Annotated in this window: 22 protein-coding genes; 15 read left to right on the top strand and 7 right to left on the bottom strand. The window is 41.4% G+C overall.

Annotated elements, in window-relative coordinates:
* Positions 1–49: 49 nt before the first annotated feature.
* On the bottom strand, positions 50–811 hold the full coding sequence (locus tag GOP56_RS12470) for a DUF3050 domain-containing protein (protein WP_163245750.1): 762 nt from the start codon (positions 809–811) through the stop codon (positions 50–52).
* Between the two features lie 304 nt (positions 812–1115).
* On the opposite strand from GOP56_RS12470, the gene GOP56_RS12465 reads away from it, so the two are divergent.
* Positions 1116–1937, top strand: a complete 822-nt coding sequence (locus GOP56_RS12465) for a stalk domain-containing protein (protein ID WP_163245749.1) — start codon at positions 1116–1118, stop codon at positions 1935–1937.
* A gap of 63 nt (positions 1938–2000) precedes the next feature.
* Here the strand turns inward: GOP56_RS12465 and GOP56_RS12460 are convergent, their stop codons facing one another.
* Both GOP56_RS12460 and GOP56_RS12455 read right to left on the bottom strand, forming a co-directional pair.
* Positions 2001–3032, bottom strand: coding sequence for a DUF418 domain-containing protein (locus GOP56_RS12460; protein WP_163245748.1), 1032 nt, complete (start codon positions 3030–3032; stop codon positions 2001–2003).
* Positions 3033–3204: 172 nt separating this feature from the next.
* The gene (locus tag GOP56_RS12455; RefSeq protein ID WP_163245747.1) at positions 3205–4401 is read right to left on the bottom strand and encodes an MFS transporter; all 1197 of its coding nucleotides are present in this window, start codon (positions 4399–4401) and stop codon (positions 3205–3207) included.
* 154 nt (positions 4402–4555) lie between these two features.
* Here GOP56_RS12455 and GOP56_RS12450 point away from each other — a divergent pair, with 154 nt between their 5' ends.
* The 7 genes from GOP56_RS12450 (at position 4556) to GOP56_RS12420 (ending at position 12594) form a co-directional block, all read left to right on the top strand.
* Positions 4556–4951, top strand: a complete 396-nt coding sequence (locus tag GOP56_RS12450; RefSeq protein ID WP_101669090.1) for a hypothetical protein — start codon at positions 4556–4558, stop codon at positions 4949–4951.
* Positions 4952–5161, top strand: coding sequence for a YqgQ family protein (locus GOP56_RS12445; protein ID WP_163245746.1), 210 nt, complete (start codon positions 4952–4954; stop codon positions 5159–5161).
* A 189-nt stretch (positions 5162–5350) separates the two neighbouring features.
* Complete coding sequence (gene tkt, locus GOP56_RS12440) at positions 5351–7357, top strand: transketolase (protein WP_003342433.1); 2007 nt, start codon at positions 5351–5353, stop codon at positions 7355–7357.
* Positions 7358–7687: 330 nt separating this feature from the next.
* Positions 7688–8584: an EamA family transporter gene (locus GOP56_RS12435; protein ID WP_163245745.1), complete on the top strand. Its 897-nt coding sequence runs from the start codon at positions 7688–7690 to the stop codon at positions 8582–8584.
* A gap of 166 nt (positions 8585–8750) precedes the next feature.
* On the top strand, positions 8751–9347 hold the full coding sequence (locus tag GOP56_RS12430; protein ID WP_068793548.1) for a DUF4269 domain-containing protein: 597 nt from the start codon (positions 8751–8753) through the stop codon (positions 9345–9347).
* 89 nt (positions 9348–9436) lie between these two features.
* Complete coding sequence (locus GOP56_RS12425) at positions 9437–11992, top strand: transglycosylase domain-containing protein (RefSeq protein WP_163245744.1); 2556 nt, start codon at positions 9437–9439, stop codon at positions 11990–11992.
* Positions 11993–12246: 254 nt separating this feature from the next.
* Positions 12247–12594, top strand: a complete 348-nt coding sequence (locus GOP56_RS12420) for a hypothetical protein (protein ID WP_003334785.1) — start codon at positions 12247–12249, stop codon at positions 12592–12594.
* Positions 12595–12765: 171 nt separating this feature from the next.
* Here the strand turns inward: GOP56_RS12420 and GOP56_RS12415 are convergent, their stop codons facing one another.
* The 3 genes from GOP56_RS12415 to ilvD all read right to left on the bottom strand — a co-directional run bounded on the left by GOP56_RS12415 (position 12766) and on the right by ilvD (position 16056).
* The gene (locus GOP56_RS12415; protein WP_003334786.1) at positions 12766–13098 is read right to left on the bottom strand and encodes a hypothetical protein; all 333 of its coding nucleotides are present in this window, start codon (positions 13096–13098) and stop codon (positions 12766–12768) included.
* 477 nt (positions 13099–13575) lie between these two features.
* A complete protein-coding gene (gene trmB, locus GOP56_RS12410; RefSeq protein ID WP_003342443.1) occupies positions 13576–14232 on the bottom strand; it encodes a tRNA (guanosine(46)-N7)-methyltransferase TrmB in 657 nt (218 codons plus the stop codon).
* Positions 14233–14382: 150 nt separating this feature from the next.
* Entirely contained in the window at positions 14383–16056 is a 1674-nt protein-coding gene (ilvD, locus tag GOP56_RS12405; protein WP_163245743.1) for a dihydroxy-acid dehydratase, read from the bottom strand.
* A gap of 227 nt (positions 16057–16283) precedes the next feature.
* On the opposite strand from ilvD, the gene lepB reads away from it, so the two are divergent.
* From lepB to GOP56_RS12375, 6 genes are all read left to right on the top strand, one after another.
* The gene (gene lepB / locus GOP56_RS12400; RefSeq protein ID WP_022585970.1) at positions 16284–16802 is read left to right on the top strand and encodes a signal peptidase I; all 519 of its coding nucleotides are present in this window, start codon (positions 16284–16286) and stop codon (positions 16800–16802) included.
* A 308-nt stretch (positions 16803–17110) separates the two neighbouring features.
* Positions 17111–18064, top strand: a complete 954-nt coding sequence (locus tag GOP56_RS12395; RefSeq protein WP_163245742.1) for a DMT family transporter — start codon at positions 17111–17113, stop codon at positions 18062–18064.
* Between the two features lie 225 nt (positions 18065–18289).
* Positions 18290–18772 carry a PaaI family thioesterase gene (locus tag GOP56_RS12390; protein ID WP_022585972.1) on the top strand — a complete coding sequence of 161 codons (483 nt, stop codon included), beginning with the start codon at positions 18290–18292 and terminating at the stop codon, positions 18770–18772.
* A gap of 80 nt (positions 18773–18852) precedes the next feature.
* Entirely contained in the window at positions 18853–19635 is a 783-nt protein-coding gene (locus tag GOP56_RS12385) for an inositol monophosphatase family protein (protein ID WP_163245741.1), read from the top strand.
* Between the two features lie 87 nt (positions 19636–19722).
* The gene (gene pyrH, locus GOP56_RS12380) at positions 19723–20466 is read left to right on the top strand and encodes a UMP kinase (RefSeq protein ID WP_163245740.1); all 744 of its coding nucleotides are present in this window, start codon (positions 19723–19725) and stop codon (positions 20464–20466) included.
* Between the two features lie 184 nt (positions 20467–20650).
* Positions 20651–21259 (top strand): HD domain-containing protein, encoded by a 609-nt coding sequence (locus tag GOP56_RS12375; RefSeq protein WP_163245739.1) that lies wholly within the window; start codon positions 20651–20653, stop codon positions 21257–21259.
* 56 nt (positions 21260–21315) lie between these two features.
* Here GOP56_RS12375 and GOP56_RS12370 read toward each other — a convergent pair whose 3' ends face one another.
* Positions 21316–22668 (bottom strand): hypothetical protein, encoded by a 1353-nt coding sequence (locus GOP56_RS12370; protein ID WP_163245738.1) that lies wholly within the window; start codon positions 22666–22668, stop codon positions 21316–21318.
* Positions 22669–22997: 329 nt separating this feature from the next.
* Between GOP56_RS12370 and GOP56_RS12365 the strand changes: the two genes are divergently transcribed.
* The gene (locus GOP56_RS12365) at positions 22998–26132 is read left to right on the top strand and encodes a DNA translocase FtsK (protein ID WP_163245737.1); all 3135 of its coding nucleotides are present in this window, start codon (positions 22998–23000) and stop codon (positions 26130–26132) included.
* The last annotated feature ends 34 nt before the right edge of the window (positions 26133–26166 follow it).

Here is a 26166-nt window from a genome sequence, read left to right as displayed (position 1 = left end):
GATTTCCTACATAACCCGTTACAGGAGAGTGTGGGTCCCCCCAGAAGAATTATTTTTGAATATCTGCTAGAACACCATCCCATAAGGAAATGCGGCTATTAAGGGATTGAATAGCTGTTGCTTCTGCTTCTTTCCATTTTTGGGCATCTTCTTTACAAAGAGAAGCAAGAAGTTTTTCAGCTAAAGGTCCATGTTCATCTCCATCTAGCTCAATGTGACGATTTAGATAATACAACAGGCAAGCAGGAGCTTCTCCTTTGGAGGTCAATTCCTGTACAAGTACCTGAAACATGTCTGGTATAATATCTTCACGACCAAAGAAAAAGGCAGCACAAACCTCGTGGGTTCCCCCCTCTTTAGCCAAGTGAAGGGTTTGTTTTACAAAACGCTGTACACTGTCAGGAGCGTTGCATAATGCTAGAGCTTCATCAGGAGAAGTACCCTTTTCTAGCAACCCCAGAAAATGCTCGATCTTAGATGTATCAGCCCCTACTTCCTTCATAGCCTGCAAGTACAGCTCAAAGTGACTGGTAAAGCCGCCATTGCCATCTTCATCAGTTTCTTCTCCGAGTACAATTTCATTAATGAAACGAGCATATGCAGCATGAGGAGCAGGAAGCCAAGGTACACTTGTGCAAGTTACATCTAATTGTAAACGTTTTAATAAACTCATAAAATCCCATACAGCGAACACATGGTGTTCCATAAAGGTACGAACGCTTTCCGGTGTCTGCATAGCAATCGAAATTGGATGAGAAATCAGTTGTTGGCGAACCACGTCAACCTTTGGCATGGACATAAGTGTTGTCATTTGAAAACTCCTTTGTTATCGAGCTTAGTTGGTAAAATCTTCTTCGTACCTATAATTATCGCATAAATAAAAATAGGCAAAATAGCAGTGTGACAATTGTCACTCATTTGCCTTATTTATGTAGCCAATTGGTAAAAATTATGGGTAAATAGTAATATCAGCATGAAGCAAAAAAAAGATAATAAGATGTAGGTAAGAAAATGAAACATTATGGGGAATCTTTAAGTCAAACAAGTAGCATAAGAAAAATGAACAAAGTAACAATAGCGGAACCTGACGAAAAAAGCGAAGGGATTGAGTACAAATGTTACGAAAAACGACAGCAGTAGCCGTAATGGGGCTTACACTTGTAGGCTCAGCTATACCAGGCATGGCTCAAGCAACAGTAAAACCGGTGTCCACTTCTCTTATGATAAATCAACAGAAGGTAATCAAACACTCACCATTGATTAGTGTTAACCAACGGACAATGATTAACCTACAGGAATTACGTAATATAACAGGCGGTCAGCTCACAGAAAAAGCAGGAACCTATCAATTGAAGGTTCAGCAGAAATCTCTGATATTTCAGACTGGTAAATCTACTGTAACGGTGAATGGAAAAGAACAAAAGGTAGAGCAGGGAGCTGTGCTTTATCAGGGCAAGGTGTATGTGCCCCTGCGCTGGACAATGGAATCCTTATCCGCACAAGTAAAGTGGGATGGTAAAGCGGATGAAATTCAGGTTACAAACCTACCCGTGGTTCAGGGAGAGAAGCCTGCTTCTACCTTCCAAACACTGACAGAAGAGCAATTAAGCGCGGAGGAGAAATCTTTTATCGAAAGCGTTAAAGGAGAACGCGGGGTTCATCAACAGGGTGATTTATATGTGATTGCCTATGGAGAAGCTCCTAATCCTGGGTATGGCTTAGTTGTGGATCATACGGAACAAAGCTGGGAAATGCTAAAAGTATACGTAAAACAGACCAAACCAGAGGCAAATAAAATGTATCCGATGGTCATTAGCTACCCTTATGTCGCGGGTAAGATCAGTACGCCACCTTATACAACGGTCACCTTCTATGATGTAGATACGGGCAACGTGCTATTTGAAGGGGATAAGAACACACCTCAGAAAGGGAAGTAAGGTGTGTTGCCTGAGGAGAACTTTGAGAGAAACTTTATAATAATCGAAAACGCATCCGACTACTCAGGATGCGTTTTCGCTGTTACGTTTTATCAGAGGTGTAAATGTTCCATACGTCAACACACGCCAGCTCCATTCCAGTGGACCCATGGTAAAAATCGACAACCATAGGTAGCTGGCTAGCATTTGTAGTGCATAAATACCAAGACAGATTAGCGTAGTTTGCAAATGGCCCAGCTTGCCTGAAAGATTACATAAATCACGCAACGCAATAATGATCAGAGTTTGCCCGATATAGTTCGTTAAAGCCATGCGACCGTAATACTTTAAGGGAGCTAACCATTTCTGCACAGTTGTTTGCTGTAGCAGGCGGATAATGGTAGTTACATAAAATACAGCCATCACGAGTCCAACAAAGACAATGCACAGGCCGTAATTGTGTAAGGCATGAATATATGAGTCATCGAAGTCAGTTGAAGCTGTTTTTGTCAAGAGCACATATTGAACAAAAAGCCCGACTATCATGAGAATGAAAGAAACCATTTGCCATTGCTTTATCTTGGGCATAAAGTCTGGAATATTTCGGAAGACTCCGTATTGTCCGATAGCAAGCCCTAACAAAAATAATGGGAAAACAACAAGAATCTTTCCTCCCAAAATAGAGGTAGGAATAAGCAGAAATAATGAAAGCAGTAGATTTTTTTTGGCCGATAAACGATAAAAAGGCAGTAATACAAAGCCAAAAATAGCATAGATGAATAATGCTTCTCCCGGCTGCAATAGCTGATGAAGATATCCAATCGCGAATAGGACTAGCAACCGGCGAATAAATAGCAATGTACTTTTGTGCCCTTTTGCTTGAGAGCGGCTTTTAAAAATATAAAATCCTACTCCAAATAAAAATGAGAAAATAGCAAAAAAACGAGATTCTACGGTGAAGTTAAGCATGTGCTCAATAAAAGCATTTGCACTGCTAACAGGGGCTGACTGTACTTTCATTAAAGCCAAGATATTAACAAGAAGAATACCCATCAGAGCAAAACCACGAAGATAATCAAGGGTATCGATCCGATCTTTTTGTGTGAAATCGTTCATTACTTACTCCTTCTTTTGTGATGTCATCTCATCTCAATTTACTATAAGGAAATGCAGTGTTTCGTAACATCGATCCAGATTACCCTAAGCTTACAGGTTTGTAAGCATAAAAAAGGAACCAACTGGTGTATCCCAGCTCGTTCCTTTTTTATGTATACAGAAAATGAAATGGTTACTGAGAGGCGGGAGAATACGCGTCCGACTCAGATTCTGGCTCTGGTTCTGGCAGGTGATGCACTCTGCCTACATAGATCGCTAAAAGACCGAAGCACAGTATGCCACTGATTATAAATGGCAAGCTATGTGAGAAGGTAAAGAGCCATCCAGCTAAAATGGGACCTGCAATTCTCCCCATGGTATCCATGGCGCTCATGTTCCCGGATGTAGCCCCCTGTCCATCGTGCGTACGTTGCGAAATCATGGCGGTGTTCGTAGTTCGCATCATACCTTGACCTAGACCAAATAAGCAAAGGGTGAGTGCAAATTCTAGGAAAGTAGAAGCGAGTAAAACACAGAAGAATCCTAGAACATAAAAGAATATTCCTGTAGCCAGCAATTTTGATTCACCAAATCGTTTTACTAATTTGCCAATCCCGCCCTGTAAACTAGCGGAGATTAAGCCCATGATAAGAAACATATAGCCCATGTCCTTGGAGGTCAGATTGAATTCATATGATATGTATAAAGCAAAGACCGTCTCCATCGCTGCAAAAGCAAGCGAAGTAACCAGCATGATCTGATACAATAATCCTAGGTTACTAAAAATGGCTCCCAATGAACTGATAGGCTTTTTCTTAAGGTATTTACCGCGCTTTTCCTTGGGCAAGCTCTCTGGAAGTAAAATCCATGTGAAAACGAATGTAATAAAAGCTAGACCTCCTGAAACGAAGAATGGCAGTGACAAGCTAACGTCTCCTAGGATACCGCCGAGCGCGGGACCGAATACGAAGCTAAGACCTACACCTGCTCCTACAATCCCCATTCCTTTTGCCCGTTCCTTTGGCGGAAAAATATCTGCTACCATTGCTGTGATGGTTGGGATACCCGCAGCGGAAGTAATCCCAGCAAGTACACGGTAAAACAGCATTTCGTAATAGCTACTTGAAAATCCAAATAGAATAAAGCTGGCAGAAAATCCAAATAGGGCTAAAAGGATAAACGGCTTTCGTCCATAGCGATCCGATAAGCGTCCCCAGATGGGAGCAAATATAAATTGCATGATATTATAGCTGGCAGATAATATCCCCAATTGTGTTGTGGTCGCCCCAATTTCCGTAACGAAAAAAGGCAATATAGGGATAATAATTCCAAAGCCAAGCATCATTAAAAAGATAATGCTAAAGAGAAGGAAGAGATGTTTCTTTTCCACAGGAAAAACCTCTTTTCTATACAATAAAAAAGTTCAAGCTACTCTCCACCATACGAAATGGACGGAAAGAAGTCAAGGTGAGAACTGGGGTCTGATGCAGTTGACATGTTATAATGAAAGCACTTGGAAGTAAGGCAAAAGGAGAATGAATGAAATGGCCAGTAAGATGTTATATTATCTCGCAGCAGAAGAGGATCATTGGTTGGATGAGCTGTTAGATTATTTTCCTATTATGAATGCAACGGTACCTACTAAGAAGTCGCTTCAAATGATAGAAGAGCAGTTGAAGGCAGGCGAAATTACTCAGTCTGTGCTTGTGATCAATGTGTCTGGATTGGAAGACCGTCTACCTACTTTACTGGAAGAATGTCAAGAGCTTGAACATGTGCAAAAGCAGCCTCTTTACCTAGTAGGCATAAAAGAGGGAGAAGAGGAACAGTGGAGAAATAATTATCCAGAGGCGAAAATTGTTGCCATTACTGGTTTCCTTGTCGAGTTTGACTTTGAAGCCGTATGCCGAGAAATGGAAGCTGATTTGGGAGGGAAATAAATGAGCGATAGAGATACGTTTCATCTTCCTGAGTTCTTACGTCGTTTTCAAATCATGATTTATACCGGAGATCCGCTGGGTGATTGGTTGATGATTGAAGATGAGATCCGCGATCTACTGACATCTAAGGTCATTGATAAAGAAGAGTTTTCTCTTGCGATGAAAGAAATTGATAAACGTAAAAGAATGTATGCTGATGAAACTCAGTGAAAGTAAGACATAGCGCTTGGTTTTCTCTCATAAAAAAGCTAGTTATGCAACACACTAACCTAGCATGTAATGATAGGGAATTGTTACGTTTCATAGAAAATACTCTGTTTTTGTAAAGCGCTTTTACTCTATTCGCTTTTCCTATGTTATAATCACACTGCAGTTACTTGTAGGGGGGAATTAACCGTAATGACTACTCAACAAATGAATGTAGATCAATTGGCAATCAATACTATTCGTACACTATCAATCGATGCTATTGAAAAGGCGAATTCTGGACATCCAGGAATGCCAATGGGATCGGCGCCTATGGCACACGTGTTGTGGAGCCGTTTTATGAAAGTAAGCCCGAAAAATCCATCATGGATTGATCGTGATCGCTTTGTATTATCTGCTGGTCACGGTTCTATGCTGTTGTACTCTATGCTGCATCTCATGGATTATGGCGTAAGTATGGATGACTTGCGTAACTTCCGCCAATGGGGAAGCAAAACGCCTGGTCACCCTGAATTCGGCCACACTCCTGGTGTAGATGCAACAACAGGCCCATTGGGACAAGGAATTGCGATGGCTGTTGGTATGGCGATGGCTGAGAGACATTTGGCCGCAACATACAACAAAGATAACTATGAACTAATTAATCATTTTACATATGTTATCTGTGGAGATGGAGACTTGATGGAAGGCGTTTCTTCTGAAGCTTCTTCTCTAGCTGCTCATCTTAAACTAGGTAAAATGATTGTTCTTTATGATTCTAATGATATTTGTCTAGATGGCGATCTAAGCCAATCCTTCACAGAAGATGTAGCTGCACGTTACAAAGCGTACGGCTGGCAATATATCCGTGTAGAAGATGGAAACAATGTGGATGCTATCGAAAAGGCTTTGGCTGAAGCACGTACAGATTTGGAGCGTCCAACACTGATTGAAGTGAAAACAACAATTGGTTTCGGTTCTCCAAATAAAGGCGGGAGCAGTGCCAGCCACGGTGCCCCACTTGGTACAGACGAGGTTGTTTTAACAAAACAAACCTATGCATGGGAGCATGAAGCATTCCACGTGCCACAAGAGGTAAAAGAGTACTACGCTACTCTAGTAGAGGCAGGTCAAAAGAAGGAAGCAAAATGGAATGAGCTGCTAGCAGCTTATGAAAAAGCTTATCCGGAACTAGCTGCACAATTTAAACAAGTAAGTAATGGAGAGGTATCCAAAGATTTTGATGCTGATCTACCGACTTATGAAATTGGCAGTAAGCTAGCGACTCGCGCGGCTTCCGGTAATGCAATCAATGGATTGGCAAAACGCATGCCTAACTTAATTGGTGGATCCGCTGACTTGGCACACTCTAACAACACTCTAATTAAAGGTGCTAAAGACTTCTTGCCGGGTTCTTATGAGGGGCGCAATCTTTGGTTTGGTGTTCGTGAATTCGCTATGGGAGCGGCTCTAAATGGAATGATGCTGCACGGTGGTGTAAAAGCTTTCGGCGGTACGTTCTTCGTATTCTCCGACTATGTTCGTCCGGCAGTGCGTTTATCTGCTCTTATGAAGCTGCCTACCACATATGTATTTACTCATGACTCTATTGCAGTTGGGGAAGATGGACCAACTCATGAACCGATTGAGCATCTAGCTGCCTTCCGTGCTATGCCGAACCTAACTGTGTTGCGTCCTGCTGATGCGCATGAAACAAACGAAGCTTGGCGTTATGCGGCTATGAGCAAAGACGAGCCTATTGTACTAGCTTTAACTCGTCAAAACCTGCCTATCTACCAAGAGACCAAAGACTTGGCTCGCGAAGGTTTAGCAAAAGGTGCTTATGTTCTAAAAGAGGCATCTAATGGTGAGCCTCAGGTTGTATTGATTGCTACCGGCTCCGAGGTATCTCTGTGCATGGAAGCTCGTGAAAAACTAGAAGCAGACGGCATTCCAACACGTGTCGTAAGCATGCCTAGCTTTAATCTATTTGATCGTCAATCTAAAGAGTACCGTGACTCTGTGATTCCTCCGCATGTTAAAGCACGCGTTGGCGTAGAGATGGGTTCTCCACTAGGTTGGGAGCGCTACACAGGTGACCATGGAGCAATTATTGCTATTAACCAATTTGGTGCTTCTGCTCCTGGCGAGATTATCATGAAAGAATACGGCTTTACTGTTGAAAATGTCGTGAAAACAGCACAAAGCTTAGTAAAATAAGAAGTTACCATGTTTACTAAAGCCTCCTCTCTTTTAAGTAGAGGAGGCTTTAGACATGATTTTTCCCCTATAGACATAAAAGCTGTGACCGCTTTTATCCGATTTTTCGCACCTTTTCTCATTGACTTTTAATTCTGCTCTTCTTAAAATAAGTGAGAATCTTTTTAATTACAATGATGAGAAACTTGCTTGTATGACTACATGTAAGTGGCGAAATTTTCAAAAGAGATGATCAGATATGCATTTCTTTTTTTCGTTCGCCCCCTATCCGTTGGATGGGGGGTTTTGTGTTTGCAAAAATCGATGTAAGGAGAAAGGAAGGCAACAAAAATGCTTAAGTATGCTCTGTTGGTTTTTTTAGGGGCTTGTAGCTATGGAGGCTTGTCGACCATTATTAAGCTAGGTATGAAGGAAGGCTTTCAGGTAAGTCAGCTAGTAGGTAGTCAATTTTTTATTGGATGGTTACTGTTAATCCTTCTGACATTGCTGTTTAATAGAAAGCGTGTGCCTGTACGCTCTATTTTGCAATTGATAGCAGGCGGATTTGCATTAAGTGGCACCACCATCTTTTATAATTTGTCTGTAGCCGAATTACCTGCGTCGATTGCAGTAGTCCTCTTATTTCAGTTTACGTGGATTGGCGTCCTCTTAGAAGCTGTCGTGGATCGGAAAAAGCCCAGCAAGGAAAAGATATTTTCCATCGTTGTATTGCTTATGGGAACAGCTCTTGCAGGAGGATTACTAGAGCGTGGATTTGAATCACTTTCGTTAGCTGGTATCCTATATGGTTTATTATCGGCGGTGACATTTGCGCTCTATATTTTTGCTAGTGGTCGATTGGGCTTGGATGTTCCCGTGTTTACAAAAAGCTTAACTATGGTTACAACGGCTGTGATTATTGTATTTACGGTGTTTTCCCCATCCTTCTTAGTGGATGGAGCTTTAGGGCAGGGTCTGTGGATGTATGGCTTGGCGCTGTCTTCCTTAGGTATAATTATTCCCGTTGTCTTTTTCTCGATAGGAGTACCAAAGGTTGGTTCTGGATTGGGGACGATTCTTGGTGCAGCAGAACTTCCAGCCGCAGTGATTGCCTCTGTAACCGTATTAGGAGAACATGTAAGCACGCTCCAATGGAGTGGTATTCTGCTGATATTATTGGGAATCGCTATACCTCCTTTGATGCTAAATAAGAAACAGACACGGCAGGCAAAAGCTGCTATTCATTAAAAGGAAGTACATTATATATTCTATAGCTTTTATCTTCAGCTAAACGAACCTCTAAACGAAATTCTTTTGGCAGGAATTGTTTGGTACAAAGCAGCCACTTTATACTATCATGGTAGAGTGGCTGTTTTGTATCTGTGGTTCAATTTTGGAAAGCAGGTGAATATACATGATACATCTAGACAAGCCAGATTATTTACAAACAGGCACGAAACGGCAAAGGCAAGCATTTATTGTGTTACAGGAGCTTGATTTGTTTAAACAGCTGTCTTCCTACGATCCGATACTGACAGGAACGATTCCACTTGGAATTGAGATAGCGACAAGTGATCTCGACATTATTTGTCAGGTGAATGATTCCGATCTGGATCAGTTTACACAGCAGGTTGTAAAGGCGTATGGAGATTGTACAAATTTTCAATTGGAGTTTGTCGATGAACTACGAGGAGGAAGAGCACTCGTTCTATCGTTCTCTTATCAAGAGTGGCCCATTGAAATTTTTGGTCAATCGATACCTGTACGACAACAGAATGCATATCGACATATGATTGTTGAAGAACGGCTGCTGCATTTGGCAAAGGACTCGGCACGTGCTGATATTCAAATTTTGAAGGAACAGGGATATAAGACGGAGCCTGCTTTTGTTCACTATTTTCAACTGGGTGGGGATGATCCCTATGAGCGTATGCTAGAGCTTTACGGTTGCACAGACAGCCAACTGCTTAAGCTCATACACCCATCAAAAAGAACCGAGGGCAGCTACTAATTAGATGCTGCATTGTTTCGGGTCAGAAACTTTTTTTTGACTTAATCGTCTAAAAAGGTGGAGAGAGGAAAGAAATCTGGAGGTAATATATGGCTCAAGCCAAGAAGAAAAAAAAGAAAAAACAAGTAAATAAATGGATAATGCTTATTATTGGATTTGCTGTCTTTTTAATTTTATCCGTCATCGGAGGTTACTTCGCTCTCTTATATGCGGGCGGTAAAATGGTGGAGATGGATGAAAATAAATTAAGAGACATTAAACTGGAAGCAACCAAAATAATGGATGTGAACGGTAAAGAGCTATCCAAATTATATGTTCTAGAGGATCGTGAATACGTCACAATCGACAAAGTGCCTAAAAAGTTGGTGCAAGCATTTGTGGCTGTAGAAGATAAACGCTTCTTTGAGCACAATGGTGTAGATATGATCCGGATCGGTGGAGCGATTTGGAAGGATATTCGAGCAGGCAGTGCAGTTGAAGGAGCAAGTACAATAACCCAACAGCTAGCGAAAAATGTGTTTCTCTCTCATGAAAAAACGTTCTGGCGAAAAACGAAAGAGGTTAGTATTGCCATTAACCTAGAGAACAGATTCACGAAAGATCAGATTATGGAGATGTATCTAAATAAAATTTATTTAGGTCATGGTGCTTATGGAATTAAGGCAGCCGCTAATTATTACTTCGGTAAAGAAAAGGCGGAACACCTGGACACTCTAACGACTGCTGAAATTGCTCAGTTAGCGGCGATTCCAAAGGGACCGTCTATCTATTCTCCATTTAACAATCCGGCTAAATCTAAAGAACGCCGTGATACGATCATTCGCTTAATGGCCGAACAAGGAATCATTACGGTGCAGGAAAAAGAGGCTGCTCAACAAGAAGCGCTTCCTACTAAAAAAGTCACCGTGGGCAATTCGTATCAGGCATTCCTTGATTACGTAGTTGATGAGGCCGAAGAACGCTATGGCATTGCTGAGAATGAGCTATATAGCGGAGGATATCAAATCTATACGACGCTAAATACCGATGTACAGGATGCAATGGTGAAGAACTTTGAGAATGCCAAGAATTTCCCGAAGGATGGAAGCACCAATCAGGTTGATGCCGGAATGGTAGTTCTCGATGCTAAAACCGGTGGTATTGCCGGCATTGTAGGTGGCCGGAACTATGTGCACAAGGGCTGGAATAATGCGCTGAGTCTGCATCAGCCGGGTTCATCCTTTAAACCATTAGCTGTTTTTGCACCAGCATTAGATACAGGGAAATGGCATGCAGGCTCTCAGTTAAGTAACAAACGTCAAAGCTTTAATGGCTATGAGCCAAGGAACTGGAATAACCAATACAGTGAATCCATACGTATGGATAAAGCTGTTCAGATGTCACTCAATGTTCCTACGGTCTGGTTGTTAAACGAAATTGGAATTGATAATTCCTTGAAGTACATCAAGGATTTTGGTATTTCGCTTGATCCGACCGATCGTAATTTATCCATTGCATTGGGTGGTTTGCATAAAGGAACATCACCACTGCGAATGGCACAAGCGTATACAGCATTTACAAATGGCGGTGTAGTAAAAGAAGCACATGCCATTGATAAAATTAAAGACCTCAGAACAGGGAAAGAAGAGATTAGACCTGTAAAGGAAACACAAGTTATTTCACCTAATGCCGCTTGGGAAATGCACGAATTGCTGCGTAATGCTGTTCAAAGCGGTACGGGTACCAGTGCGAAAATGAAAAATTGGCCGGTAGCAGGTAAAACGGGAACCACGCAATCAGCCCTAAGCTCCAAGGCAAACAAGGATGCTTGGTTTGTTGGATATAACCCTAGGTATATCGGCTCCATCTGGATGGGCTTCCCAAAAGAGGATAAGGGCCACATTATGTATGATGGTAGCGGTAAGACGGCGCGTATGTTTAGCATCGTGATGCAGGAAGCGTTAAAGAATGAAAAACCAATGGATTTTGAACGACCAAATGGAGTAAGCGAACGTCACGAGGTAGAAGAGAATCAGGAAGTAGCAACCACACCACCTGCTCTGTCTGTTCGACTTACCATTGAAGGTTCTCAGCCAGTAGCCTTATTAATGTGGGATGATGCTAACGAAAAAACGACGGGTTATGATGTAATGCGTTATTTGAATAATCCTGAGTCGGCTGAAAAGATATCATCCAAGCAAAGTGGTAAAACCTTTGTTGATCAGGTTAAGGAAGGCGTCTTATACAAATACTTTGTTGTACCTTATGATGAAAATGGTAACCCTGGAAGCCCATCTAATATTGGAGAAGTAAATACCAAACAATTAGAAGAGCTTCTGCAAAATGGTGAAAATCAGCATGAGGAGAACAATAGCGGAGATAACCAAAACTCAACCGAGGGTGATCAATCCCCGAATAACGGTTCAAATGGATCTTCTGAGCAAGAAGGCCATGGAAACACTGATAACAGTGGCAATAGCAATTCGACACCTCAGGGTTTACCAAACGGCAATAACGGAGGAAATAATCAGAACAACGGACAGGGGCATGGACAGGGAAATGGCTCTTCAGGCAACGGTGCTGATCCCAATGCCAGTCAAAGACCAGCCGACATCCCAGACCCTACTCAATCAACTGATCCCTCCCAGCAAGGAGCAGGTAATTAATAGAGACTATGGTAAGATGAATAGAAGAAACTAACGAACAAAGATTGAAAAAGGCAACCGTAGCATAGGACGGTTGCCTTTCTTCATAACCAAGGTGTCCTGTTCCATTTCATATAGTTAGATTGACAAGATTATGACTATTTTCACAGACTGCAGTGCGTGTTAGAATGGTGATATAAGTTTTGTTGATAACTCGGAATGACTCGGAATGGTTCATACAACGAAACTGTAAATGGAAAACTGGAGGGATTCATGTGTCTACCTTTTCTCAAAAGGATTTGCAATCTTACTTCCAGGAGAAACTGGAACACGCGAAAGTTCACTTTGAACGGGCTCTTGACTGTAAACATACAGAGTTTGATGATTTATATCCATATATGAATGAACAGCCGCAATTTTTCTGGTATAAGCGATATGTAGCTTGGTCAGAGCTACTCACGGTAGTGAAGATGGCGGAAGAGCTTCATGTAGAATGGAAAACCTGTTTTTCTGCCAATCAGATCGAGTTTATTGAAGGGCGTGTCCTTCAAGGTAAAGTATTGGATCATTGGCATCCCGAAGAGGAAAGAGAAGTTGAAGAGGTAAGCCAGCTAGAAGAATAGCTGATACAGCTTTACAGAGGCATATAGAAAAAACGCGTAGCGATGATGTTACGCGTTTTTTTATTTTTGTAAGACAGTACCTATATAGAAAAAAGAGCCCCCAACAAGTGGAGGCTAATGACCAGTTTTTTAAAAAGAGGGTAAAAAAGAGAGAATTTTTATAGCAAGTAATTAACCGAAAATTACTGTGCTTTTAAAAACTTCACCTTTTGTTGCAGATTGGATACCAGTTGCTGGTGTTGTAGTATCTGTTACTTGAGTAGGAGCAGATACTGGAGTAAAGATAGAGAAATTTACTACTTCACCTTTTGTAGTGTCACTAGTAAATTCAGTTGGTACAACAACAGATGCAGGTGCAACTGTTTGTGGTGCTACCTGAACGTTAAAGAATGTTTGTGGTGCCATTGTTTCGCTTTTTGTTGCGTTCTCCTCAGCAGCAAATGCAGAAGACGCAGAGAATACACAGGCTAGTACAGTCATGCCTAAAATTAATTGTTTTTTCATAGAGTCCACCTATCCTTCCAAAAGTACATATATTTTTTGTATTGACCAGTCAGCACAAAAGTCCTTCAGCAATTATTATTTTACTCCTTTTATTTGATTTGTAAAGTAGTTATCTGCTGAAAAAGTGCTGTTCAATAAATTTTAAAATTTTGTAAAATATACAATTCATCATATATTATAAGCAATTAATGGAAAATATATACTGGTTAAAACTAGTTAACACATTAATACTTGGGTTTTTATTGCTTACTTAGGAAATTTTACACTAATTTTAAGAAAATGAAACAGCTTGCGTGCAAGAAAGTGCAAGTAACTATTCCCAATTTATTAGTTATTTTATTTTTCAGATAAATATAATTGATATATCTTTATATTTGAAATATTTTTGACATTATGGTGAATATATACAAAAAAAGCAACCATTCCAAAAGAATGATTGCTTCGCTCAAGACGTTATACGGTAAATAAGAATAATGATTAATTTGTGGGTGCTATTGGCTTACAAAGAGCCTCTGTGCGGAAGATGCGTTGTCCACGATTGGAAAAACGTTCTTCATATTCAGTCATCACATTCGTTGCAGCCTGTTCGGATGAATGAAGATCAAATGTGATATGGCGTAATTGAAACAGTTCGTTAGCGAATTGATTGAGAGAGAATTCAAACAGATGTTGATTATCTGTTTTTACATGAATTTCTCCATCTTGTTTTAGCACAGCTCGATATTGACGCAAAAAGGAGAAATGCGTCAGGCGGCGTTTGCTGTGACGTTTTTTCGGCCATGGATCACTAAAGTTTAAGTAAATACGATCTAATTCCTCTTGCTCAAACAGTTCTGTAATTTTGAAAGCATCAAATTGAACCAATTTTAAATTAGGAATTTCCTTTTGTTCCGTACGTTGGGCTGTGCGATACAGCACTTCTGCTTTTAACTCGATTGCGATAAAGTTGATGGAAGGAAAGCGAGCTGCCAATGTATTAATAAAACGTCCTTTACCACTGCCAATCTCAACATGAATCGGATTGTTATTGCCAAAGCAGTCTGACCATTTTCCCTTATATTGACTAGGATTATCTACATAGGTTGGAAATTGGCGCAGCATATCTTCTGCACCAGGGATATTGCGTAAACGCATAAAAACCTCCTTGCGAGCATTTGCAATTCATCGGGTCTAACTCTTCTACTTTATTATGCATGGACGCTGGTTTCAAGTTAATTTTGTTGCCATTCTTTTTGTTCCGGATGAAAAAGACTCCCTCTTCATAGGGGAGTCTGGATTTCAACGTTAAATTTTTAATACGCCGCCAGTTGATGCATTGGTGACTAGCTTAGAATAACGAGCAAGGTAGCCTGTTTTTACTTTTGGTTCGAATCCTGCCCAGCTTTCTTTGCGTTTTGCCATTTCCTCGTCAGAAATTTCTAGCTGTATGGTACGTGCTTCCATATCTATGCTGATGATATCCCCATCATGGACAAATGCAATCGGTCCGGCTTCAGCTGCTTCGGGGGAAACGTGACCAATACTAATTCCTCGGGAAGCGCCGGAGAAACGTCCGTCTGTTACGAGAGCTACCTTAGTACCAAGCCCCATCCCGACAATCTGAGAAGTGGGTGCAAGCATCTCCGGCATACCTGGTCCGCCTTTTGGTCCTTCATAACGAATAACCACAACATGTCCTTCTTTAATTTTTCCGTTTGCGATGCCTTCTAAAGCTTCCTCTTGAGAGTCGAAGCAAATAGCTGGCCCCACATGTTTTTTAATGGAAGGGTCCACGGCTCCCGTTTTAATGATGGAGCCTTCTGGAGCTAAATTTCCAAACAGAACAGCAAGTCCTCCGCGTTCACTGTAAGGTTTATCAAGAGGATGTATCACAGCTTCATCTAAAATCGCTGCTTCAGCTACATTCTCACGCAGTGTCTTACCAGTTACAGTAATGCGATCAGGATGCAGGATTCCTTCACGTTTCATGAGCTCCCGTAAAATGGCCGATACGCCGCCAGCATTGTGGCAATCCTCGATATGATAATCGGAGGCAGGAGCTAACTTGCATAGGTGTGGTGCGCGTTCAGCTACCTGATTGATTCTTTCTATGGGATATTCAAAGCCAGCTTCATGGGCGAGCGCTAATGTGTGCAGAACAGTATTTGTAGACCCACCCATCGCCATATCCAAAGCAAAGGCGTCATCTAGTGCATCCTTGGTAACAATATCGCGCATTTTGATATCATGTTTAATTAAGTGCATTAGGGCACTTGCAGTAGATGTAACAAGTTCACGACGTTTGGGAGAGGTAGCTAAAATTGTGCCGTTTCCTGGGAGGGCAACTCCCAATGCTTCAGCCAAGCAGTTCATTGAATTAGCTGTAAACATGCCTGAACAGGAACCGCAGCTTGGACAGCCATATTGTTCTAATTCCAACAGCTTATCATCATCAATCAGACCTGCCTGATGGGCTCCTACGCCTTCAAAAACGGAAGAGAGGGAGATTGAACGTCCATCGCTAGTTTTTCCTGCTTTCATTGGACCACCTGTGACAAAAATGGTTGGAATATTAACACGTAAAGCACCCATAATCATGCCTGGTGTAATTTTGTCACAATTCGGAATACAGATGAGACCATCAAACCAATGAGCCGAAACTACTGTTTCTAAACTATCAGCAATCAATTCTCGGCTTGGTAAAGAATACCTCATCCCGATATGCCCCATGGCAATTCCGTCATCTACTCCAATTGTGTTAAACTCAAAAGGAACACCGCCTGCTTCACGAACGGCTTCTTTTACGATCTTACCAAACTCTTGCAAATGGACGTGGCCAGGAATAATATCTATATAAGAGTTGCAGATGGCAATAAACGGTTTATCGAAATCCTCGTCCCGTACACCTGCCGCTCGTAGTAAACTCCGATGAGGAGCTCGGTCAAAGCCTTTTTTGATCATATCGCTTCTTTGTCTCATGTCGCCTATCCTCCAGTATGGTTCAGATATCGTAAGAGTTATTTCATTGGGAATGAAGCCGTACGACAACACCCTATCCAAAGTATTTTCACTATTGTAGCACTATACGAAAGTATGAAACAAGCAAAATGATCTGAACATTTGTTCATTTCGAGCAAGAAAAAATTGACAAAGAGTGAAATTGACTCAGCCTGTTGCTCGTATACTTAAGAGGAGGGATCTTTATAATGAAGAAGTTACCAAAAATAGTTAGAGAGTGGCTACCCATAATAGCTATTGCTCTTGTGCTGAGCTTTACAATCCGTACGTTTGTGGTTCAAGCTGTTTATGTTCCATCTACGTCTATGGTTCCTACCCTGCAAGTGGATGACCGTCTTTTCATTGAGAAAATATCCAATCCAGAAAACTTTCAATATGGTGATATTGTTGTGTTTTCCCCACCAATTCAGGGAAATAAGGACTTGTTTATTAAACGCTTGGTTGGAAAAGGAGGAGATACCATCGAGATAAAACAAGGTTTCTTGTATCGCAACGGTGTAAAGATAGAGGAACCATACTTAAAAGAAGCGATGAATTATGATTTCGCTCCTGTCCATGTACCGCCAGACAACTACTTTTTTTTAGGAGATAATCGGAACGGTAGTTTTGATTCACATTTATGGCCAACGCCATTTGTTGAAAAAAAAGCGGTGGTAGGTAAAGGTATCTTTTTATACTATCCGTTTAATCATATGCGAATCATGTAAAAAAACATGTGAAACAGAAGTGAAAGCTCGTGAAACAGTAACTGGTTTCGCGGGTTTTTATTTTGGGTGTTTTGGTATAATTATTCATTAATATGTATATTGTATTCATTTTATTTTTATTTGATATCTGCATAAACGTTGTAATATCCCAATACATAAACGCTTTTGTGTATGAAAGCAATGAATAAACGCGTAATTTTTAAAAAATTCAGATACACTAAAAACAGTGTTTCTAGGTGATACAATAACAACGAAACAAGTCTGATTGTAACAAGTTCTACATATTTGATGGAAGGAAGGGGATCAGATTGGGTACTCAAGGTAAAAAAGCTAATCGGATCGTCTATTTGATTCCCCTGTTAGCAACTTTGTTATGGGGAAGTAATTTCTTGATTGGCAAAAATATTTTACATCACGTCCCACCATTTACTCTTAGTTTTTTACGTTGGTCTTTTGCTCTTCTTGTACTGTTACCTTTTACATGGAAGTTATTGCGTGAAAATTGGGAATTTTATCTGAGGTTTTGGAAAGAAGTAGTAGTGATGGGCTTCTTGGGAATTGCATTATTTACGGGATTGGTGTATTGGGGGATGGAGCATACCAACACGGTCAATGCATCTTTACTTTCATCCTTATCGCCAATCTTTATCACTGTCGTTGCTTACTTTATGCTGCATGAGAGAATTACTAGCAACCAAGTAATTGGTATTCTTTTATCGTTGCTAGGCGTTTTGTGGATCGTCAGCAAAGGACACCTTGGAACCTTTGCTGACATTCGGTTAAATAATGGCGATATCGTATTGATTCTAAGTAATGCCCTGATGGCCATTTATTCTGTTATGCTTCGTAAAACAGCGGACAAGCTACCGGGGTTGATCGGCTTTACTTTGATTGTCTTTGCAGGTGTAATTACTACAGTGCCGTTGATGATGTTGGAGCTAAGCTATCGCCCTGTGCAGTTATTTCTCTGGGAGAATCTATGGTCAATTGCTTACTTAGGTATCTTCTCGTCGGTAATTGCTTTCTTTTGCTGGACGAAGTCAGTCCACTTTTTAGGACCAACAAAAGCTTCACCGTTTATGAATGTAGTGCCGGTTTTTGCTACCTTATTTGCTGTATTGTTTTTAAGAGAGGAGTTGCTTTTGTCTCAAATAATAGGCGGTGTGCTCGTGCTATTAGGTGTCTATTGGTCCTCGCGTCCGAAAAAAAGTCTTGCCTCGATTTCAAGCACGAATCCGCAGGTGCAGGAGTTAAAATTATAACCTTGTATGAATTTCGGAATTACATTACAAACTATACTCTAGCTATCTCAGATAGGCGGTCTTGATCCGAGGCATTTTCGGAACAGAGATTGCCTGTTTTTCTATTCAGGGATAGGAATGCCACATTTGGACATGTCTACTTTTGTTTCTACTGCTTTTTATGTATGATCGTAGAAGGTCATTGCCTATACCAATATGTCAGGATAGTAAAGGGGGCTTTATTAGATGCAAGAGGAGTGGCAACAAATTATGATGGAGGGAACCGATGAGGAACGTGAAATTCTTCGTTTAGCCCTACAAGCAATTAAGCAGAAGCGGGAGCGAAATAGTGCCTATCTATCTGGTTTCTTAGGATTGCAAGGAGCCTTTATTGATGAAAGAACCTATCAATTTGAGGTTCCGATCACTCCATATATGCATAACTCCCTCAAGATTGTGCATGGTGGTGTTACGGCCACATTAATTGATAACACGATGGGGTCTCTGATCAATAAGGTAATGGCTAAAGAGGGAAAGGCTGCTGTTACGAGCGATTTGCAAATACGTTATCTACGTCCTGGTAAAGGTCAGAAGCTAAAGTCAGTTGCTAAACTGATTCATCGAGGTGGACTAATGGCCGTAATGGAGGGGTCTGTCTATGACGATCAGGATCGGCTAATTGCGCATGGTACTGGAACCTTTGTCATAATTGACCGCGGAAGAATCTAGCTTATTCAAATAGAAAGTCTGGAATAAAAGATATAGATATGAAGAAAGATGAACAGATACAAGAGTGAGGAGAATTAGCCATGCTAGAAATTGCAAAAGAGGCAGCACTTACAGCGGGAGCTTATTTAAAGCAACGTTTTTCACAACAATTGTTTCCTGAATTGGAATCGCACAATGATGTCAAGCTAGTAGAAGATAGAGAGAGTGAAAGCCGCATTATTGAAGTAATTCACCGCCACTTTCCCGATCATTCTATTTACTCTGAAGAAATCGGTACGATTAGTCGAGGTGACGAGTATTTATGGGTGATTGATCCAATGGACGGAACCAATAATTTCTTCGTGGGACATCCTTATTTTTCTGTTTCGATTGCGCTAGAGCACCGTGGAGAGCTGATAGCAGGAGTGGTATACAATCCGATAGCTAACCAATTATTTTGGGCAGAGAAGGGCAAAGGAGCCTATTTAAATGGCACCCCAATGCAGGTCAGTAATAAAAATGTACTCGCCCGTGCAACAGGTTCTTACGTACGAGGTAGAGAGGCATTGACAAAAGAGCAAGAAATAGAGACCACTAGAGATTTGTTCCTACACACGAAACGTTTAATGAGAAATTATTCTCCTGCGCTAGATTTTTGTTTGCTGGCAAATGGCTGGCTTGATTACATTGTAATGGAAAAAACCAACATGATGGATGTGGCGGCTGGCGTCTTAATTGCACAAGAGGCAGGGGCGAAAATGACTGGTTGGTGTGCAGAAGCATTTACATATGAAGCTTATCATCCCGAATTACTGGTTAGCATGATTGTAAGTGGGGGAGCGCTGCAAGATGAGCTATGCAAGATGATGCGAGATTATTGTTAGCTATTTTTTTCTTGAAAAGATTGCCAAAACCCCTAATTTCTGATTACAATACGGAAGGAATTCTTCCACAAAGTAAGGGGGAGAGCTATGCCAAGATATAAGCGTGTACTGGTCAAATTAAGTGGTGGTGCTGTAGCTGGAGGCAAAGGATTTGGCTTTGATCCAGATAGGCTGACACACATTGCGGATGAAGTAGAGGAACTGTTACGGTTAGGCGTGGAGGTAGCTATCGTCATTGGTGGGGGCAATATTTTTAGAGGGAATATGGCCAATGAATGGGGGATTGGCCGTGTGGAAGCGGATAATATCGGCACCATGGCAACGGTTATTAACAGTCTTATGCTCAGAGGTGTGTTGAACAACAGAACTGATCATGAGGTACGTGTGATGACTGCTAATCCAATTAATTCAGTTGCCGAGCCATATATTCGTCTGCGAGCGATGCATCATTTAGAGAAAGGACATGTCATTATCTTTGCTGGCGGAAATGGTCAGCCTTATGTCACAACAGATTATCCTGCCGTACAGCGCGCTTTAGAAATGGAAGCTGATGCGATCCTTGTTGCCAAGCATGGGGTAGATGGTGTACTCAATGGAGACCCGCGCATTTTGGCAAAAACAAAGCTGTATGAATCGCTTTCCTATGATGATGTGATTCGTCAGGGATTGAAGGTAATGGATCAATCTGCCATCATTTTGGCCCGTGACTATGCCTTGCCTATCCATGTTTTTAATTTTGATAAGAAGCATGTCATGAAGCGGATTTGTGAAGGTGAGAATCTAGGAACACTGGTTTCGGATCAGGTTGGTACTGTACTTTCATCTCATTAAAAAGGAAAGACGGGCTTTTTGCCGAATCTTTCTTTATAAAGGAAAGAAGAACCTCCTGTACATAGCGGGAGGTTTTCCTACACTCACTTATAATGATTCGGTTATTTATTATAAGTAAGAAAACTTTGAATCATCTGCAAAAAATACAGCGCTTACAACCAGAAAAGGTAGAGGGGAGAATAACATGATTTTGAATCAAACAGGAGTACGAATTGAACAGCAGCTCCAATTTTTAAGAGAAATTGATCAAATGAAGCATATCTACCGACAGACCTTACTTTTGAATGGCTCTAGGCGTGAAAATGATGCTGAGCATTCATGGCATGTAGCGATGTTAGCAATGGTTTTGCAAGAGCATGCTAGTGATACTGAGGTGGATTTGTTACGAGTGATAAAAATGCTGTTACTGCATGATATTGTAGAGATTGATGCGGGAGATACATATGTGTACGATGATCGGGGATATCTTGACAAAGAGGCACGAGAGAGGGCTGCTGCTGATAGAATCTATGCCTTATTACCTGGCGATCAGGAGGTAGAGTTTAAGGGCTTGTGGGAAGAATTTGAACAAAGGATTACTCCGGAGGCCCGATTTGCTGTTGCTCTCGATCGGTTTCAACCCTTGTTATTTAATTATTACACGGAAGGGGCCACCTGGAAAACCAATCATATTACAAGGGATCAGGTGATTAAGCGAGTGAAGCAACCGATTCAGGAGGGGTCTGAATCACTTTGGACATATGCTGAAGAGCTGATTAACAGTGCGGTAGAAAAGGGATATCTACTGGCGTAATAGATCAAGAAAGACCGTAGAGGAATCGCTCTACGGTCTTTTCTTACATCAGATGCTTATTTTGTTTTTGTTTCAGGAGCTTTTGGTTTAGCCTCAGGAGCTTTTGGTTTAGCTTCGGCCGCTTTGTCTTTAGCTTCAGCTGCTTTTTCTTTTGCTTCTAGGGCTTCCATTTCAGCTTCAAATGCTTTCATTTCTTCTTGTTGTGCTTGTACTTCCTTAATGATCTTATGGAAGAAGCCTTTTTCATCAAAGTTTTTGATGGCGTCTTTATCTTTCGCTAGATCAGCGAAATTAACTACGTCGTTTTTACTAGGAACTACGAATGGTGTTGCTTTGCCAAAGTTCCATTGGTAGCTATCGCCAATGAAGCCAAATGTAATTGGAGTTGCATCTTTCGCTGTAGCTTTTGGATCTTTCATAGTAACATCAAGTGTTACAGTAGAACGTACTGGCAATTTATCCTTATCGATCCAGTAGTCTAATTTCAGCTTCAGGTTTTGTAGCCCGCCTTCTGTTTTAGCTAGCTCTACTAGCTTTTCAGGGCTGTTTTCTTTTTCAAAATCAGCAATGCCTACTTTTGCAGCAGCGATCATTAAGTCTACTTGATCAGTGGCATTTTTACGATATTCTTCGTCTTTTAGAAGAGTTTTCTTCGCTTCAATAGCTTTATCTGAGAACTTGGTAGCCATTGTGGTCAAATCAATAGCAAAAGAGCGAACCTCTGGATTAACTGTTGCATCTTTGGCAATGTAGTAAGCAAGTTCAATCAGATTTTTCGTATCTAGCTCAATGATCAGGTGGGTTGCTTTTAATTCCTCACCGTTTGGTAATTTAACCGTTTCTTCGCCTTTGTTTTGTACAGAGGAGCCTTTAAAGTCGAAGCCCTTGATATATCTGTTAGCGAATTTCATGGAGAGGTTGTTTACATCTTCGCTGAATTTTTTCACAAGCTCCGGATCTATGTTGTTTGTTTCAGTCAATTGCATATCTTGTGCATATTTCAAATATTTCTTATCGATAGGGGATTTCACATAGATATCTTGTTTATCTACGATCATTTCAATCGATGCTTTGTCTTTACCTTCCCATACTTTGTGGTCCCGTAAAGCTTTATCGTTGTTGAGAGACATTGTTAGTTTAGAACTTGCAGTGTCGCCTTTCACACCTTCAAACGAAATACCTTCTTTTACGCTTTCTAGAATTCCAACTTGTTCATCTGTTAACGCCTTTTGTTTTTTCAAAACTTCATCAAAATTCCCAGTTAGTTTAAAGGAACCAGCAAGGTTGTAGCTTCCTTTTTCCATACTATTTACGGTTGCATCTCGAAGTAGTGTCCCATCGGTTGAGCATCCTGTCATTACTAAAACAGATGATGCCAATACAGCAGCCCCTACAGTTGTTTTTTTCATAAAAAAAGCACCTCTTTTCAAATTGGGTAGTCATGGATGAATATTCTAGGTTGTAAAATAATTTCCTTCAAAAGGTTATACGCATGAGAATGCAGATGGTTTCGAATTTTGTTCAAAAAATTGAATTGACGCCTCTGTTTGCCCTTTTCGTGATAAAATGGATGACGTACCCTTCTGTGCAACAATAGGAAGCAGAAGGACGAGGAGTAAAAGTAAATTCCTCAATATCGCTTCTCTGAAGTTTATCGGGAAAAGCAGCCAGTGACACAGTGAAAAAGACAGAAAAGCCAGCTTTTCTAAATTAACAGAGGAAGAGAGGACTAGTAGAGATGGCTAGTTTGTTTGAACGTTTAAAGAAATTTTGGCAAGAAATGATGGAAGTAGAGGTAGAAGTACATGAGCAGGATGATAATCGGGAAGCTAAACACGTTCCTATAGATGAAGAGCAACCGATAGAATTTGTTAGCCGTCAACCGAGGCAGACTTCTTCTACGAGGGCACGCACCAAAAATATTTACCCAAGGAATCATAACGAGCAGGAATTAAACGAGTTCATGGAAAGAACGCGTCCCCGATTTTTCCGATTTCCTGTCGTGCCGGACAGTGAGTTTGAAAAGCAGAGGAAAACGAAAAGGCGCTTAACTGATATTGCTTCGGATAAGATGCCATCCCAGTATCAGCGTAATCAGGGTCAAAGTGAGCAGGGGCTATGGGATTCCAGAGAAAGCAGGAACAATACAGATTATGCTTTTACACAACAGGAACGAATTGCGTCAGAATCAGAAGGCCGCCAGAGATGGAAAACGGGTTCTTTAGAACAGCCTGTGACAGATAGCTACGCTCAACGAGGACAAAAGGAATCCGATTCACGCTACAGTAGACATTCCTCTCATGCTACTTATCAGGAAGAGCATGTGCCTAGCTCAACCTCGGGGGATAGTTACAATCAATCTGAGCCGAACAGCTTTAAAAAGCCTTTTGCACCTACAGAGCTGTTCTCACCGATCTATGGGAAAATTAAAGAAGGAGATAACACGGTTAAAAAGGAACAGATTCGACAAGCCCGAATTAACGAGGACGGGCAGATTGTGATTGTAACGGTGGATGAACCGGTTCGGGAAGCAGAACATGAGGAGTATGAAAAGCCAGAAGTTGATTCTTTAAGAGAACAGGCTGCTGCTTTGGCAGCTCAACGATTGCAAGCAGCAAGGCAAGGTAAAACGTCTGAGCTAAGCGTACAAGAGAAAGTATATCGTCCAGAACTGGAAGCAGCAGATATTAGTAAACCTGAGGCAGTGGAACAAGCTGAATCAGAAGTGTTAGAGGCTGTTGAACCAAAGGTATTGGAACAAGTAGAACCAGAAGTACCAGAGGGCATTAAGCCAGAAGCCGTTTTTGAGCAAGTAGAACCGGAAATGTTAGAAGATGTTAAAGCAGAGGCAGTGAAGCAAGCCGAATCAGAAATGTCAGAGGCTGTTGAACCAGAGGCAGTGGAACAAGCAGAACCGGAAATGTCAGAGGCTGTTGAACCAGAGATATTGGAACAAGCTGAATTAGAAGTATCAGAGGCAGTTAAACCAGAAATAACGGCCTATGAGCAGTCGGATACGCCAGCAGTTTCTAGTGAGCTAGTAGATTTTGAGCAACAGGAGCTAAAAAATGTTGTTTCCGTTCAACATGAAATGAGTGGGGCAGTTCATGCAGGGGATGTAATGCTCAAACAGGAGCATGTACACAACCTTTCCATCTCGGATGAGAAGAATACGGTAGAGGAAAAGCAACCAGTTTTACCTATTCCCTTTTCCTATGTAGCAGCAAAAGAGGATAGTATCACTGATGAGGCTCATATAGACCGAGTAGAACAGGTACAAACAGTGGAGGAGCCGAAGACAACAGCGATATCTTCTGTTCAACCAGAAGCGCCTGTTTTTCCAGCAGTGCAACCAACAGAGTCTGAGCTAGTAGGAGAAGCATCCCTAAAGATATCGCCTAATGCTTCTCAAAATCATTCGGAAAAGCTGACATCTAGAGAAGATTTGCCCGAAGAACGACCCATGTATGAATTTCCGTCGACCTCGCTATTAACGCCTACTCAGGCTTTAACCGAGGATGATTACGAACATACATTGGATCAAAAGAATCTACTAGAGGAAACGCTAAGTAACTTTAACGTAAATGCAAATATAGTGAATATAGTTAAAGGTCCGTCAGTAACACGCTTTGAGTTACAACCGGCACCTGGGGTTAAAGTCAATAAAATTACTGGTCTTTCGGATGATATTAAATTAAATTTGGCTGCTAAGGATATTCGGATAGAAGCTCCTATTCCTGGACGAAATGCGGTCGGCATAGAGGTTCCAAATAACAAAAGCGAGCCGATCTTTATCCGCCGTATACTGGAATCAGACAAATTCAAGAACCATCCTTCGCCTCTTGCTATAGCGCTTGGAATGGATATTGGTGGAGAGCCGATCGTGGCTGATATTAAAAAAATGCCACACGGTTTGGTGGCAGGGTCTACTGGATCAGGGAAAAGTGTTTGTATCAATTCGATTATTATTAGTTTGCTATTTAAGTCCACACCAGAACAAGTACGATTGTTGCTGATTGACCCGAAAATGGTGGAATTGGCACCCTATAATAATCTACCGCATTTGGTTACTCCTGTTGTTACAGATGCTAAACAAGCAACTGCGTCTCTTAAATGGGCTGTAGAAGAGATGGAAAAACGGTATGCCCTGTTTGTTGAGGCTGGTGTTCGGGATATTGAACGCTACAACCAAACGACAGATGATCAATTACCGTATATTGTCATTATAATAGATGAGCTAGCCGATTTGATGATGGTCTCTCCGCAGGATGTTGAGGACTGTATCATCCGTATTGCTCAAAAGGCGCGAGCTTGCGGTATTCATTTATTGCTTGCTACGCAGCGACCATCTGTAGATATCATCACTGGGAATATCAAGGCTAACGTTCCTACACGTCTTGCGTTTGCTGTGTTCTCGCAAATTGATTCCCGGACGATTTTGGATCAAAGTGGAGCAGAAAGATTACTTGGAAGAGGGGACATGCTCTTTTTAGAAAGCGGAGCGCCTCCGATTCGTTTACAAGGAAATTATGTCAATGATGACGAAATTGATGCAGTGACATCTGTAATCAAGAAACAGCGCAAGCCAGAATATATTTTTACTAGGGAAGAATTAGAGGCTCAGGTCTCGTCCATTGAGATGGGAGATGACCCACTATTCCATGAAGCACTTGTATTTGTAGCCGAACAAGGGCAGGCATCGGCATCAAGCTTACAGCGCAGATTCCGTATCGGATACAATCGTGCCGCCCGTTTAATTGAAATGATGGAGGCTAGCGGTTACGTTGCAGGACAAAATGGAGGAAAGCCCCGTACAGTGCTAATTACGGCAGAGGATGCCCAAGCGTTAGGGGAAGGAAGTAATTTATTTTAGTGATTCATAAAAAAGCGGCCAACTATTAGGAGGT

The organism is Brevibacillus sp. 7WMA2, from assembly GCF_010748895.1.
GTDB classification, from domain to species: domain Bacteria; phylum Bacillota; class Bacilli; order Brevibacillales; family Brevibacillaceae; genus Brevibacillus_B; species Brevibacillus_B halotolerans.
Note: the sequence above shows the minus strand (reverse complement) of the source record. Positions and strands in the feature narration are given on the sequence as shown.

Bases quoted from the DNA above. Each gene is read 5' to 3' on its own strand.
- lepB (WP_022585970.1), top strand. From the start codon at position 16,284: ATGAAGAAGTTACCAAAAATAGTTAGAGAGTGGCTACCCATAATAGCT.
- GOP56_RS12415 (WP_003334786.1), bottom strand. From the start codon at position 13,098: ATGAAAAAACAATTAATTTTAGGCATGACTGTACTAGCCTGTGTATTC.
- GOP56_RS12385 (WP_163245741.1), top strand. From the start codon at position 18,853: ATGCTAGAAATTGCAAAAGAGGCAGCACTTACAGCGGGAGCTTATTTA.
- GOP56_RS12425 (WP_163245744.1), top strand. From the start codon at position 9,437: ATGGCTCAAGCCAAGAAGAAAAAAAAGAAAAAACAAGTAAATAAATGG.
- GOP56_RS12390 (WP_022585972.1), top strand. From the start codon at position 18,290: ATGCAAGAGGAGTGGCAACAAATTATGATGGAGGGAACCGATGAGGAA.
- GOP56_RS12445 (WP_163245746.1), top strand. From the start codon at position 4,952: ATGAGCGATAGAGATACGTTTCATCTTCCTGAGTTCTTACGTCGTTTT.
- ilvD (WP_163245743.1), bottom strand. From the start codon at position 16,056: ATGAGACAAAGAAGCGATATGATCAAAAAAGGCTTTGACCGAGCTCCT.
- GOP56_RS12365 (WP_163245737.1), top strand. From the start codon at position 22,998: ATGGCTAGTTTGTTTGAACGTTTAAAGAAATTTTGGCAAGAAATGATG.
- GOP56_RS12465 (WP_163245749.1), top strand. From the start codon at position 1,116: ATGTTACGAAAAACGACAGCAGTAGCCGTAATGGGGCTTACACTTGTA.
- GOP56_RS12375 (WP_163245739.1), top strand. From the start codon at position 20,651: ATGATTTTGAATCAAACAGGAGTACGAATTGAACAGCAGCTCCAATTT.
- GOP56_RS12470 (WP_163245750.1), bottom strand. From the start codon at position 811: ATGACAACACTTATGTCCATGCCAAAGGTTGACGTGGTTCGCCAACAA.
- GOP56_RS12370 (WP_163245738.1), bottom strand. From the start codon at position 22,668: ATGAAAAAAACAACTGTAGGGGCTGCTGTATTGGCATCATCTGTTTTA.
- GOP56_RS12430 (WP_068793548.1), top strand. From the start codon at position 8,751: ATGATACATCTAGACAAGCCAGATTATTTACAAACAGGCACGAAACGG.
- tkt (WP_003342433.1), top strand. From the start codon at position 5,351: ATGACTACTCAACAAATGAATGTAGATCAATTGGCAATCAATACTATT.
- GOP56_RS12450 (WP_101669090.1), top strand. From the start codon at position 4,556: ATGGCCAGTAAGATGTTATATTATCTCGCAGCAGAAGAGGATCATTGG.
- GOP56_RS12435 (WP_163245745.1), top strand. From the start codon at position 7,688: ATGCTTAAGTATGCTCTGTTGGTTTTTTTAGGGGCTTGTAGCTATGGA.
- pyrH (WP_163245740.1), top strand. From the start codon at position 19,723: ATGCCAAGATATAAGCGTGTACTGGTCAAATTAAGTGGTGGTGCTGTA.
- GOP56_RS12460 (WP_163245748.1), bottom strand. From the start codon at position 3,032: ATGAACGATTTCACACAAAAAGATCGGATCGATACCCTTGATTATCTT.
- trmB (WP_003342443.1), bottom strand. From the start codon at position 14,232: ATGCGTTTACGCAATATCCCTGGTGCAGAAGATATGCTGCGCCAATTT.